We start from the raw sequence: 12,927 nt of genomic DNA, 5'->3' as shown, positions 1-12,927 counted from the left end.
CGGCGCTCGGGTTCCGCTCAGCGACCACGGACCCAGCGCCGGCAGGAAGCGGCAGCACTTACGTAGGATCTCCACCATGCGACACATCACTGCTTTTTCCGCCGCTTTTTGCCTGAGCCTGATCGCCACGGTTGCCAACGCGCAGCAGTGGGCCCTGGACATGGTCGACTCGACCGACCACGACTTCGGCGCGGTGGCGCGGGGGTCGGACACGGTCTATAAGTTCGAGATCACCAACAAGTACAAGGAAGACGTCCACATCGCGGGCGTCTCTTCGAGCTGCGGCTGCACGTCGCCGTCGATCGAGAACAACACGATCAAGACGTGGGAAAAGGCCTACGTGGTGGCCAAGTTCAACACCCGCACGTTCACCGGGCTGCACAGCGCCACGCTGACCGTGCGGATCGACCAGCCGTTCCCGGCCCAGATCCAGCTTCGTGTGCACGGCAATATCCGCGGCGACGTGGTGTTCGAGCCGGGGTCGATCAACTTCGGCACCGTCGATCAGGGCGCCACCCCGGAGGTCCGCTCGCGGGTCAACTTTGCCGGTCGTTCCGACTGGCGGATCGAGGACGTAAAGAGCGAAAGCGGCGACATCGAGGTCGAGCTGGTCGAGCGGCAACGCTACGCCGGCAGCGTGAACTACGACCTGGTGGTCCGTCTCAAAGAGTCAGCCTCGCCCGGCTACCTGAAGCATCAACTGGCCCTGATCACCAACGACCGCAACGCCCCGCGGATCCCGCTGGACGTTGAGGGGCGGGTCATGCCGGCCATCTCCGCCGCTCCGGAGAACCTGCAGTTCGGCGAGGTGGCCGTCGGGGAGACGGGCTCCAAGCGGTTCTTGGTGCGGGGGAAGCAGCCCTTTAAGATCGCGCAGATCGCCTGCGATGACGACTGGTTCCAGTTCTCGACCGACGAGAACGCCAGCGACAAGCACGTCGTCGACGTACGGTTCTACGCAAAAGAAGAGTCGGGCCCCGTGAAGCGGTCGATCGTGGTCACCACCGACCAGGGCGAAACCTTCAAGGCCGTGGTCACCGCCTACGCCACCGTGAAGCCCCGGCCGGCCGCGCCCAGCGAGGCCCCGGACACGACGGCCCCCGAAGCTAGCACGGCCTCCACCGCCACCAAGAAGCTGGCGCAAGACTGAGCCCGGCGTAGGCTCGACAACTCCCGCCCCCTCTAGCCGCCGGGCTACGCCCCGGCGGGCGTCGCGGGCCGGGGGTAGATGGACCTTTGGGGTCCGCCCACGGGGTTCGGGATTGACCTGGACCCGAGAATGCAGCTATTAGCCCCTCGCGCGAACAGCACGACCCGCGAGGAGGCTGCCCTGCATGGGCCGACGGAACATCATATCGGCTTCGACCGGGCCGCTGGCCTGGGCGGCGGTGTGCGTGTGCGGCCTCGCGGTCGGCCAGGGGCCCCCGCTTGAGGTCCCCCAGCGCCCCGCGCCGGAGCACTCCGAGCTTGAGCACCAACCCGCCCAGTACGCGGGCGAGTACTCCGACTGCCCCGAAGGCCACCCCTGGGCGCCGGCCGGGCTATCGCAGCTCGAGCTCCGCACTTCGGCCTCGCACGGCCGCGCCATGGGCCCCGGCCAACCGCTCCGCGGCACAAGCTGGCTCAACCGGCCGTACGACGTGAGCCTCGACTACGGCGTCTTCTTGATGACCAGCCGGGTCAGCCCCAACGTGCGGCCCGGAAACGACTACTTTGGCGCGCTGGGGATCGGCTGGGACTTCGACTACTACTGGGGCACCCAGTTCCGCATCGGCTGGACCACCCCTGACCTGTTGAACACCACCCAGCCCGACCGCACCGGCGCGAACGACCTGCTGCTCTCCGACTGGTCGCTGCTGTACTACCCGTGGGGCGACTCGCGGCTGCGGCCCTACTACCGCATTGGGCTCGGGCTGACCGACCTGCAGTACACCAACGACGCCGGGCTGCCGGTCGACCCGTTCTTGTTCACCATGCCGATCGGGGTCGGCATCAAGTACCAGACCGAGCGTTGGCTCGCCCTGCGGGCGGAGCTGATCGACAACATCGCCGTCGGCCAGAACGAGACGGGCACGCTCAACAACCTGACGATCACTTTCGGCGCCGAGTGGCGGTTCGGCGGCAAACCGACCGGGTACTCCGCCTGGCGACGCGGCGGTACGATCTGGTAGCGGCGAGTCCGTGCGTTGGCGCGGGGGCCGCTCCGCTTCCTGACGGGCGCGGCTCGAGTCGAGCCGCGCCCGTCAGGAAGCGGAGCGGCATCGCGAACCCACTTCCCCACTGCTACGCACTTGTCCGCGCCCCCGCCGCTACGCATCGCAGTCATCGGCGCCGGCGTCACCGGCCTGGCGGCGGCGCACCGCGTCGGCGAGCTGAGCCCGCGGGCCGAGGTGCGTCTGTTTGAACGCAGCGACCGCGTGGGCGGCGTCCTGCAGACCGAGTCGCGCGACGGGTTCCTGATCGAACGCAGCGCAGACAACTTCTTGACCAAAACCCCGCACGCGACCGCGCTGTGCGAGCGCATCGGGCTGGCGGACGAGCTCATCCCTACCGAGTCCGCGCGGCGACGCGCCATGGTGGTGCGGCGCGGCCGGCTGCTGGGGATACCGGAGGGGTTCGTCATCATGTCGCCCGGCGCGGTGTGGCCGATCGTTGCGACGGGCATCCTCAGCCCCGCCGGCAAGGCGCGGCTGATGTGCGAACCGCTCGTCCCGCCGAGGCGCGACGCCTCGGACGAGTCGGTGGCCGACTTCTGCCGCAGGCGGCTCGGCAGCGAGGCGTTTACCCGCTTGGTGCAGCCGCTGGTCGGGGGGATCTACACCGCCGACCCAGAGCGGCTCAGCATGGCCGCCACGATGCCGCACCTGTTGCAGGACGAACGCGAGCACGGCGGCCTGTGGCGGGCGGCCCGCGGTCGCAAGCGGCAACAGTCTAGCGGCGCACGGTACAACCTGTTCATGGCGCCCCGGGGGGGGATGCAGGCGATCACCGACCGCCTACGCCAGCGGCTGCCGGCGGGATGCCTCTTCACGGGGTCTGACATTCGGGCTCTGCACCGCGACCGCTCGACCGGCAAGTGGCGTATCGAGGGGAGCGAAGGCGGCGATTTCGACGCGGTCATCGTCGCCGCGCCGGCGCCCGCCGCCGGGGAGATGCTCGCCGGGCTCGACGCCTCGCTCGCCTCGGAGCTCCGCCAGATCGAGTACGCGGGGGCGACGATCGTCTGCCTCGGCTACGAGCGCCGGCTGGCGGCCCGGCCGATGGACGGGTTCGGTTTCGTCGTGCCGCACGCCGAGCGGCGGCCCATCTTGGCGGCGAGCTTCGCCAGCCACAAGTTCCCGGGGAGGGCGCCCCAGGATTGCGAGCTGGTGCGGGTCTTCTTCGGCGGCGCGTTGCAGCCCGAGATGGCGGACCGGCCCGACGCAGAACTCATCCAGATCGCGCGCGAGCAGTTGGGCGAATTGATCGGCCTGTCGGGCGAGCCAAAGACCGTGGAAGTAGCCCGCTGGGGAGGCGCCATGCCGCAGTACCACGTCGGGCACGTCGAGCGTGTCGACCGCATCCTGCAACACGCGGCGGCGTGGCCCGGGCTCTACCTCGCCGGCGCCGCCTACCGCGGCGTCGGCGTGCCGAACTGCATCGCCAGCGGCGAAGCCGCGGCCGAAGCCGCGTGCACCCAGCGCTAGCGGACGCGACGGGCTTACGCCTTCACGTCGGACGCCTTGCGGGGCTTGGAGCCGTCGGGGGTGGCGTCGCTCTTCCAGTCGAACCAGTCCGGGTTGAACTCGATCCGCTTCTGGTCCCGCATCGCGATGTTGCTGGTGAGCGCGATCACCGCGTCGCCCAGCGCCACCTTCGGGTAGCAGTGCAGCGTCGTGGCCGGCTCACCCTCGCGGATGCACCAGGCCCAGTGCTCGATCTCTTCCTGGTAGCCGCGGCTGGGGGCCTTGGCGACTTCCTGTGCGACCCCCACGGCGACGCCGCCGCCGGTTTCGTACGAGTCGACCAGCGCGTCCTTCTCATTGACGGTGACGCTGGTCGAGGTCTTGGCGCCGGCGTACAGCAGCGTCTCTTGCTCGTTGAGCAGCAGCAGCGTGCCGTTGGTGCCCAGCACGGTCTCGCCGTAGCCGCCGAAGCCGTTGCCGTTGATCGACGAGTAGCTGACGACCACCTTCTTGTTGGCGTCGGCGACCTTGCCCGAGGCGGGGTCGTTGTTCTCGAAGTAGCCCTTGCCGGGGTACTCGTAGGCGCAGTGCACGTGGTCGTCGACCTCGCGGTCGTCCGGGAACAGCGACCGCACGCCCACGCCAGAGACGCACAGCGGGTTCACCTTCTGATGCTCGCCGTCCCGCTCCTCGAATTGGGAGCTGATAAAGATGCCCGAGGCGTCGAGCTGGTGGCTGCCGAGCTCCGCCATCAGGCCGCCGCCGGTGCGGTTCCATAGCCGCCAGCGGATGAGCTCTTCAAGCGCTGAGCGCTGGTAGCCCGAGGGGGAGCTGGCCGAGGTGTAGCCGTGCTTGGCGGCGTCGACCTGCCAGTCTTCGATCTGCTTCTCGCGCTCGGCGATCTTGGCCTGGACCTTCTCGATATCGCTCGGCTTGATCGAGTTTTCCTTGACCTTCTTCGCCAAGTCTTCTTTCCAGCGCATCAATTCATACTGCAGGATGAATTCTTCCTTGTAGGCCTGCTCGGCTGGTTTGCCCAGCTTTGCCGCGGCTGACAAACCGGCCCGTAGCGCGTCTTCCGCCATCGGTTTCTTGGGAATGGTGGGCGACCAACTGTCTTTGCCCGGCAGGTTGCCGCGGTGCCACTGGGCCTGGATGGCGTGCACGTCGCCGATCACGCCGCGGTGCACGGTGTCGCGGGCGTTGTCGTACAGCACGCTGTAGTGGCGCTGGTGGCCGGTCGAGAGCAGCAGGCCGGTCTCGTCGGCGACGCGGGCCATCTCCTTGCACTGGGCGATGTTCCACGCCATCAGCTTCTCGGTCAGCACGTGCTTGCCGGCCCGCATCGCCTTGATCGCGGCCGGGTGGTGCAGCCACAGCGGCAGGGCGATGATCACCGCCTCGACGTCTTTGTCGGCGATCAGGTCTTCGTAGTTGTCTCGGTAGATCTTGACGTGCTTCTCGGCCTCGTCCTGGCTCTTCCAGCCGTACACGCTGTTCAGCCCGGGGCGGGCCGAGACGCCGTAGTGGCCGTGGAAGGCGCGGTGCACGTTGTAGGGGCGGATATCGGCGATGGCCACCACGTCGACCACCTCGGGGTTGAGGGCGCCGATCAGAACGTTCCCTTCATCCCCGGTGCCGATGATGCCGACCCGCAGCCGGTCGGGCAGGTTGGTCTTGTAGTTGAAGTAGGCGGCGCCCAGGCCGCCGCCGGTCACGACGCCTGCGCCCGCGAGGGTCAGCAAGAAGTCGCGTCGGGTCGCGCCCAACACGTTGTTGTAGTTGTCCTTGCCGATCTTCTTTTCTTCGTCGGTCAGGTTCATGGCGGTTGCCGGGCGTTGGGGTTAAGCGTTTTGTCTGGAGAGTTTCGTAGGGCGGGGCCGACGCGTCGGGGCGCCCGCTACGCGTCGGGGGCCTTGCGGCAGCACCCGCTGCACAGCGAGCGGAACACGCCGTCCAGGCCGGCCCACTTGCCGGCGCCGGTCGCGGCCACGGCCAACAGCGCGGCGACCTCGACCAACTGGTAGTAGAAGAACGATGCCTCGGCGCCGGCGACCCAAGGGGGCTGCGACGCCATGACCGACAACAAGAACAGCGCCGCGACCAGGGCCGCGACCGGTGTGGCCAGTCCGATGAACAGCATCACACCGACGCTGAGCACGGTCCACGTGACGACCGTGTTCACCGAATCCAACGGGATCGCGGGGTCGAGCGCCGCGTCGATCGCCGGCGTCGGCGCTGCGATTACTCGCAACTGATTTACCATCTGGGTTTCGATCGCGGCGACCTCGTTCACCCACGGCCTGGGGGTGTTGCGGGTAGAACTCGTGGCATCTGCAATACGGTCGTTTACGTACGGCAGTTCGCCCGCGGCCGGGCTCTGCTTCAACTCTGCGAGTTTCCACAATTCGTAGCGGTACTCCGAGATCGCGTCTTCCACGCCGGCCAGGTAGGCGTCGAGCTGGCCGAACGACTTCTTGACGATCTCCTCGGCCCGCTTGGTCTGCTCTTCGCTCAGCTCGGCGCTCGCCACAAAATCGTCACGCATCTGAGTCCAGTCGGTCTTCACCCGGTGCGACCAGTCCCCGTGCGCCGGACCCGCCTCCGCGTCGGCGGGGAGCTGCCTCGGCGCGGACAGCAGCGCCCGCCAGTCGTGTTCGCCGGCAGCGAACGACTGGTAGGTGAGCGCCATCGGCCCCTTGGCGGCCAGCAGGAACCCCTCGGACGAGAAGCCAGAGAGCTTCTCAACCCCGGCGTTGAAGAAATGGACGCCCAGCGCCAGCCGCAACAGCAGCAGCGCGAGCGCCGCGGCCAGCGGGTATCGGAAACAGCGGTCAGACACGACCAAGCCTCAGAGGGAATCGCGGGATGATTTCGCCCCTTCCGAGGGGCGATCGACGAGCGTAACCTCCCCATGATAACGGCGACAACCGCCCGGCACCACTCGGTGGCGCACCCCGGCAAAGCCTAAAAAACCAGAAACAAGATGCGAATCGTCCTCTGCTACCCGGTACAGCCCCAGCACCTGCAAAAAATCCAGGCCGCCGCCGGCGACGCCGAGGTGGTCGACGCCGGCCAGCAGGGGGTCGCCGAGGCGCTGCTCGACGCCGATATCTACTGCGGGCACGCCAAGGTGCCGGTGCCGTGGGACGACGTGGTTTCCCGCGGCCGGCTCCGCTGGATCCAGTCCTCGGCGGCCGGGATGGACCACTGCCTGGTCCCCTCGGTCGTGGCCTCCGACATCTTGGTCTCCAGCGCCTCGGGCGTGCTCGCCAAGCAAGTGGCGGACCACACCCTGGCGCTCACGCTGGGGATCCTCCGCGACCTCCCCACGTTCTTCCGCGCCCAAGAGCGCCGCGACTTCACCCGACGCCCCACCCGCGACCTGTTTGGCGCCACCGTGGGGCTGATCGGCCTGGGGGGGAACGGCCGGCTGCTGGCCGACGTGCTGAGCGCGTTCGAGGCCCGCATCTTGGCGACCGACTGGTTCCCCGAGGAAAAGCCGGCCTCGGTGGCGGAGCTGCTCCCCCCCGAGGGGATCGACTCGCTGCTGCCGCGGGTCGACGTGCTGATCCTCGCCGCGCCCCTCACCGATCAGACCCGCGGGCTGATGAACGCACGCCGGCTGGCGTTGATGCCCGAGGGGTCGTTCTTGGTGAACGTGGCCCGCGGACCGCTGGTGGTGGAAGAAGACCTGGCGCAGGCGCTTGGCGGTCACCTGCGGGGCGCCGCGGTCGACGTGACCGAGGTAGAGCCCCTCCCAGAGACCAGCCCACTGTGGGGGCTGGAGAACATGCTTATCACCCCCCACGTGGGTGGCCAGCGGGCGTCGCGGATCGACGACATGACCGACCTATTCTGCGAGAATCTACGGCGATTCCGCCGCGGGGAGCGGCTGGTGAACCAGGTCGACAACCGCCTGGGGTTCCCAGAACCCGCCGATTCGCTGTGGCGACTGGAGGGCAGGGGCGGGGCAAAGTAGCGCACCTGCGGGCGCACGGCCCGCGCATCCTACGCAAGCCACCGCTCCCTCCCACCGTCGCAGACCTACCTCTTTTACCGATGATTCGCGGGTATCCGAGCCGAACCTGGGATGCCCAATTCTGCGGAGCGTGCCTAGAATGGAGCCGTACGGGCTGCGCGGCTTTCATCTTTTTCATAATCCGCACCGCCCCGCCGACAGGCTCCGGAGATTGACGTGGATGTCAACTACCGTAATTCATCAGACCAGGACGCTGACCTTTCGTTCAGACGCTGAGCCCCCGCAACGCTGCCCCGACGACCTTTACGACAAGTACGACCGGCTGATCCACAGCCAGAAGATGGGCTGGACGCAACACCTGCGCCTGAAGCGGCTGCTGGGCACCGGTGGGCAGGGAGTGGTGTACCTGAGCGAACGCCGCGGCACCGACAACTTTACCCTGCCGGTGGCGCTGAAGTTCTTCTCGCCCGAGCGGTACACCGACGAGCGGTCGTACGTCGAGGCCATGGGCCGGATGGCGGCGATCGGCTCGCGGGTCGCTCAGATCCAGCACGACAACCTGCTGGACGTGAACAACTTTATCGAGCGCGACCGCATCCGCATCCTCGAGATGGAGTGGGTAGACGGCTACGACCTCGACATCCTGCTCACCGCCTCGATGCTGGAGCGGGCCCGGGAGCGCGTCAGCAAGAAGCGTTGGGAGTACATCAACAACGTCATCGTCACCCAGGGGGCGGTCCGCCCCCGGCTCAAGCCCGGCATGGCGATCGCCATCATGCGCGAGTGCCTGGCGGGGCTGGCCGCGTTGCACCGCGAAGAGATTGTTCACGGCGACATCAAGCCGTCGAACATCATGATCAAGCGTACGGGCAACGCGAAGCTGATCGACATCGGCTCGGCGATCGACCTGAACGACCCGCCGCGTCAGCGGACATGTACGCCCCAGTACGCGGCGCCGGAGATGCTGGAGCGGGAAGAGTTCACTCCCCGCTCGGACTTGGCGAGCCTGGGCTACGTGCTGATCGAGGTGCTCAGCGGCCGGCCGCTGTTCGCCGGCATCAACGACTACGCCAAGCTGCTCGAGGCTAAGCGGACGCTGCCGCAGCGCCTCACCAGCATCCTGCCGCCAGACATCGCCCACAGCGACCTGCTGGTGAACATCCTCCGCAAGCTGACGAATCCGGACCCGATGCTCCGCTTCGCCAGCGCCGAGCAGGCCGACACCGGCAGCGAGGGGCTGGGCGAGTTCCTGCGGACCCTGGTCCGCGGCGACCTGGCGAGCGAGTACGAGAACGAGCTGCGGGTGTGGATTGAAGAGCTGGATTGAGGCGCTGCTCCCGGCGTACGGCATGCGCCGTCTGCTGCGCCCCCGATCGCGGTGACGATTCCGCTCTGCCGCATGGACGCTGGCTTGGGCCACTTCGTATACTTTTCGTATGAGCCAACCCATCCCTGCAATCTTCGATCGGGGCGTCTTCCGCCCCCTGGGACCGGTCGACCTGGTCGAGGGGACGCGTGTTGATGTGAGCGTGCCGCAACAGACAGCGCGGGTAGATCGCTCGCCGAGACCAAGTGACGACGACTTATCAGCCGGGGCGGCGGCGTGGTCCGAGTTTGTCCGGCAAGCGTACGGATCGTGTGCGGGGCTGGGCCTTGAGCGGCCTGACCAAGCCGCCTTCGAGCCGCGTGAACCGATTCAATGACGTGGCTGCTGGACACGAACGCCTGTATCCGGTTCCTCAACGGGCGGGCGCCGAAGCTCCGCGATAGGTTGGCCGCGGTCGATCCATCCCAGATCCGGGTCTGCTCAATCGTGAAGGCCGAATTGTCTTTCGGCGCCGCCGCGTGGAGCAACTCGAGTGGGAGGACTGGGAGTCCTAAGAAGCGTTGCGAGGACCTGGCCGGCAGAGGCGGGCCGGAAGTCGCTCGGCTTCACGCTCATCGCCGTTGAGCGAGCCCCGCTCGCCCAGATCCAGATTGCCGGACCTGGGCTGCTGGACGGCTCTCTTGCTAAGAATGCTGTTCCGCGACTTTCGTCGCTCATGCCTCATAGCTGCGGCCATCCCGCACCTCGGCGGGCCGTTTGCCCTACTTGAGATCGCTGAACAGCAGCGCTACGCCGGCTACCGCGATGACGGTCCCCAGCCAGCCGCGCAGGCCCACATGTTCTCCCCGGGCCACCGCGATCAGCAGCACGAACACCGCGGTCATGGCCATCACCGTTTGGGCCGGGCCGGCGAAAGTGTTCTTGAACGAAACCTGCTGCAGGGTGAGCCCGCCGAGCGTGCCGATGGACGCGGCGAGCAAGATCCGCCGCCACGTGGCGGCGTTGCGAACCGCCCGGGGCAAGTACTGCTGCCCGCAGAGCGGCATGACCGCCAGCAGCCCGACGGCGCCCGCCGCGAGCCGGATGAGCGTGCTCCAGAGGACGCTGATCTGCTGGTCGCTTTGGTCCGCCAGCTCGAACGCGCCGCGTGTGAGCACCGCTCCGATCCCCTGGCACGCCGCGGCGACCAGGGCGTAGGCGATGCCGCGCATCGCGTGCGGGTGGGGCTCGTGGGAGGGGGGGCGTTCGGTCGTCACCAGCGTCACCCCCAGGGTGATGGCGCCGATGCCGACCAGCACGCCGGGCCCCAGCCCCTCGCCGAGCCACAGCCAAGCGATGCTGATCGTGAACGCCGGCGCCGACGCCTCGGCGATCAGCACGGTCCGCCTCGGCCCCAGGGCGTTGAGCGCCGCGAAGAACGCGGTGTCGCCCACGCCGATGCCGACCAGCCCGCTGAGCGCCAGCATGGCCATCGGCCAAAGCGGGGGGGCCTCGGCGATCTGCCCCGTGGCCAGGATGGCCAGCACCAACGCCGCCGACGCGTACACCCCTTTGTAGAGGTTGAGCGCCATCGGGCTGATCCGCTCGCCCAGCAGGCGGTACAGGTCGGCCGACAGCGCCCACAGCAGCGCGGCGCCGAGGCCGGCGCCGATCCCCAGCGAGTGGTTGTTGAGCAAGGGGGTAGCCGCAGAGCGGGCGGTTAGGCGAATCGGGCGAGGCGGTAGGGCGCCGCGGGCACATGGGGGGCAAGGCCCGCGACGATCTCGGCCGCCAGCTTACCGGTGGCCGGCGCGCTGGCCAACCCGATCATGCCGTTGCCCGCGGCGACCACCACGTTGGCGGCCCGGGGCGCTCGGTCGATGCAGGGGAGCCCGTCGTACACCATCGGCCGCCAGCCCGACCACACCTCGTCGAACTGGTCCGGCGGCGGCGCGGCCAGGTGCTCGCGGGCGCTCTTGAGCAGCAGCGCCAGCCGCTTCTGGTTGATCCCGCGGTCGTAGCCGGCGAACTCCATCGTCGAGCCGATACGCAGCCCGTCTCGGAAGGGGGTCACCGCGACGTGGTGCTCCTCGAAGATCATCGGCAGCCGCGGCGCCCCGGCGGGGGTGGGCATCGTCAGCGAGTAGCCCTTGCCGGGCTGGATGGGCATCCGGCACCCCAGCGGCCGGGCGAACGCCGGCGCCTCGGCGCCGGTGGCCAGCACGCAGGCGTCGGCCGTCAGCGGCCCCTGCGAGGTTTCTAGCCGCTGGAGCCTCCCTCCCGCAACGACCATCTGCTGGACCGCGACGCCTTCGGACACGTCGACCTCCAGCCGCGCCAGGGCGCCCTTCAGCCCCGCCAGCAGGCGGTCGGGCCTGACATGCGAGTCGCCGCGGAAGTGCCAGCCCCCGGCCAGGCCCGCCCGGAGCGCCGGCTCCAGCACCTTGACGTTGTCGCCGGGGTAGGGGGCCGACTCGACCCCGTACTTCTCTGCCAGCAACGCGGCCATCGGCCCGAAGGCCTCAAACTTCTGCGGCGAGCTGTAGACGACCAGCAGCCCGTCGTCCTGCCACTGGCAGTCGATCCGTTCTTCCTCCAACATCTGGCGGTACAGCGGCGCCGAGGCGGCCAGCAACGCGTGCCGGCCGGCGGCCGAGCGGGCCATCGCCCCCTCGTTGCACTGGCCGGCGAACCGCGTCAGCCACGCCACCAGCGACCTGCTGGGCGGCAGCCGCAGGGCGATGGGCGAGTCGCGGCCCAGCATCGTGCGGAGGGTCGCCGTCACCGCGCCGGGCGCCGCGAGCGGCATCACGTGGCTGGGGCAGACGAAGCCGCAGTTGCCGTGCGAGGCGCCGGCGCCGATGCGCTGGCGCTCCAGCAGCCGCACCCGCCAGCCAAGCTTGGCTAAGTAGTAGGCGCTGCAGCAGCCGATCAGCCCACCGCCGATAACAATGGCCGAACGCTCGCTCATGCAGGTGGGTTGGGTAGGGAATGGAGTAGGGCAGGCTGCGCCCGCTGCGGCTCTGACGCCAGGGCCCGATCTACACGATGCCGTAGCGGAACGGATCGCCCAGCTCGGCCACCAGCAGCAGCTCGCCGGTCACGTACGCCCGGCCGGTGATGGTAGGGACGACCCCCCCATCGGCCAACCGATAGACGCCGGTGAACAGCCCGCCGGTGATCGATTCTTGCCGCCACAGGTCGCCCGGCGCGAGCAGCCCGTCGGCCGCCAAGCAGGCCAGCTTGGCGCTGGTTCCGGTGCCGCACGGCGAGCGGTCGTATTCGCCCCCGGGGCAGAGGACGTAGCTGCGGGCGTCGGCGGTGGACGGATCGCTGGGCGGGCCGACCAGCTCGATGTGATCGATCTCGGCGCCCCGGTCGCCCGTCACCCCCTGCTGCACGAGGGCGTGTTTGATGGCCGACGCGCGGGCGTGCAGCGCCGCGGTGGGGCCCCCGTCGAGCCCGTCGGCGTGCGTCAAGAAGAACCAGTTGCCGCCGTAGGCCACGTCGCCGGTGACGGCCTCTCCCCCCTCGAGCCGCACGACAACCCCTTGCTGCCGGCGGTAGCTCGGCACGTTCTCGACCGAAACCGCCCCGTCCGGGTGCAGCGTGGCGCCGACGGCGCCGGCGGGGGTCTCGATGCGGTGCTCGCCGGGCCCGATCCGCCCCAGGTAGGCCAGCGTACGCACCACGCCGATCATCCCGTGGCCGCACATGCCCAGGTAGCCGGTGTTGTTGAAGAACACCACGCCAGCGGCGCTCGTGGGGTCGGCCGGCGGCAGCAGCACGGCGCCCACCATCCACGCGGCGCCGCGGGGCTCGTGGGTCAGCGCCGTTCTGAGCCAGTCGATCTGGCTGCGCAGCTCGTCGCGGTGCGCTGACATGGCGCTGCCCGGCGGCGCCAAGCTCGGCAGCCCCTCGACGACAACCCGCGTCGGCTCCCCCTCGGTGTGCGAATCGATCACTCGGATCAT

At 68.8% G+C, this 12,927-nt stretch carries 11 protein-coding genes; 6 read left to right on the top strand and 5 right to left on the bottom strand.

What is annotated here, in order from left to right; all coding sequences use genetic code 11:
* Positions 1 to 76 precede the first annotated feature (76 nt).
* The 3 genes from Pla175_RS10740 to hemG all read left to right on the top strand — a co-directional run bounded on the left by Pla175_RS10740 (position 77) and on the right by hemG (position 3,686).
* A complete protein-coding gene (locus tag Pla175_RS10740; protein WP_145284098.1) occupies positions 77 to 1,150 on the top strand; it encodes a DUF1573 domain-containing protein in 1,074 nt (357 codons plus the stop codon).
* Between the two features lie 184 nt (positions 1,151 to 1,334).
* Positions 1,335 to 2,171, top strand: a complete 837-nt coding sequence (locus Pla175_RS10735; RefSeq protein WP_145284095.1) for an outer membrane beta-barrel protein — start codon at positions 1,335 to 1,337, stop codon at positions 2,169 to 2,171.
* 120 nt (positions 2,172 to 2,291) lie between these two features.
* Complete coding sequence (gene hemG / locus Pla175_RS10730; RefSeq protein WP_197527413.1) at positions 2,292 to 3,686, top strand: protoporphyrinogen oxidase; 1,395 nt, start codon at positions 2,292 to 2,294, stop codon at positions 3,684 to 3,686.
* A gap of 14 nt (positions 3,687 to 3,700) precedes the next feature.
* Here hemG and Pla175_RS10725 read toward each other — a convergent pair whose 3' ends face one another.
* Together Pla175_RS10725 and Pla175_RS10720 are read right to left on the bottom strand one after the other, a co-directional pair.
* Positions 3,701 to 5,488 carry a Gfo/Idh/MocA family protein gene (locus Pla175_RS10725; protein ID WP_145284089.1) on the bottom strand — a complete coding sequence of 596 codons (1,788 nt, stop codon included), beginning with the start codon at positions 5,486 to 5,488 and terminating at the stop codon, positions 3,701 to 3,703.
* Between the two features lie 77 nt (positions 5,489 to 5,565).
* Positions 5,566 to 6,507 (bottom strand): hypothetical protein, encoded by a 942-nt coding sequence (locus tag Pla175_RS10720; protein WP_145284086.1) that lies wholly within the window; start codon positions 6,505 to 6,507, stop codon positions 5,566 to 5,568.
* 144 nt (positions 6,508 to 6,651) lie between these two features.
* Here Pla175_RS10720 and Pla175_RS10715 point away from each other — a divergent pair, with 144 nt between their 5' ends.
* The 3 genes from Pla175_RS10715 to Pla175_RS27055 all read left to right on the top strand — a co-directional run bounded on the left by Pla175_RS10715 (position 6,652) and on the right by Pla175_RS27055 (position 9,350).
* Positions 6,652 to 7,647 carry a D-2-hydroxyacid dehydrogenase gene (locus Pla175_RS10715; protein ID WP_145284083.1) on the top strand — a complete coding sequence of 332 codons (996 nt, stop codon included), beginning with the start codon at positions 6,652 to 6,654 and terminating at the stop codon, positions 7,645 to 7,647.
* A 220-nt stretch (positions 7,648 to 7,867) separates the two neighbouring features.
* On the top strand, positions 7,868 to 8,974 hold the full coding sequence (locus tag Pla175_RS10710; protein WP_145284081.1) for a serine/threonine-protein kinase: 1,107 nt from the start codon (positions 7,868 to 7,870) through the stop codon (positions 8,972 to 8,974).
* Between the two features lie 109 nt (positions 8,975 to 9,083).
* On the top strand, positions 9,084 to 9,350 hold the full coding sequence (locus Pla175_RS27055) for an antitoxin family protein (protein ID WP_145284078.1): 267 nt from the start codon (positions 9,084 to 9,086) through the stop codon (positions 9,348 to 9,350).
* Positions 9,351 to 9,735: 385 nt separating this feature from the next.
* On the opposite strand, the gene Pla175_RS10700 is transcribed toward Pla175_RS27055, so the two are convergent.
* The 3 genes from Pla175_RS10700 to Pla175_RS10690 all read right to left on the bottom strand — a co-directional run bounded on the left by Pla175_RS10700 (position 9,736) and on the right by Pla175_RS10690 (position 12,927).
* Entirely contained in the window at positions 9,736 to 10,650 is a 915-nt protein-coding gene (locus Pla175_RS10700; protein ID WP_145284075.1) for a DMT family transporter, read from the bottom strand.
* Between the two features lie 23 nt (positions 10,651 to 10,673).
* Complete coding sequence (locus Pla175_RS10695; RefSeq protein WP_145284072.1) at positions 10,674 to 11,924, bottom strand: NAD(P)/FAD-dependent oxidoreductase; 1,251 nt, start codon at positions 11,922 to 11,924, stop codon at positions 10,674 to 10,676.
* A 70-nt stretch (positions 11,925 to 11,994) separates the two neighbouring features.
* Positions 11,995 to 12,927, bottom strand: a complete 933-nt coding sequence (locus Pla175_RS10690) for a proline racemase family protein (protein ID WP_145284069.1) — start codon at positions 12,925 to 12,927, stop codon at positions 11,995 to 11,997.

This window comes from Pirellulimonas nuda (assembly GCF_007750855.1).
Taxonomy (GTDB): Bacteria; Planctomycetota; Planctomycetia; order Pirellulales; family Lacipirellulaceae; genus Pirellulimonas; species Pirellulimonas nuda.
The sequence above is the reverse complement of the archived record's forward strand: the minus strand, read 5'-3'. Positions and strand labels throughout refer to the sequence as shown.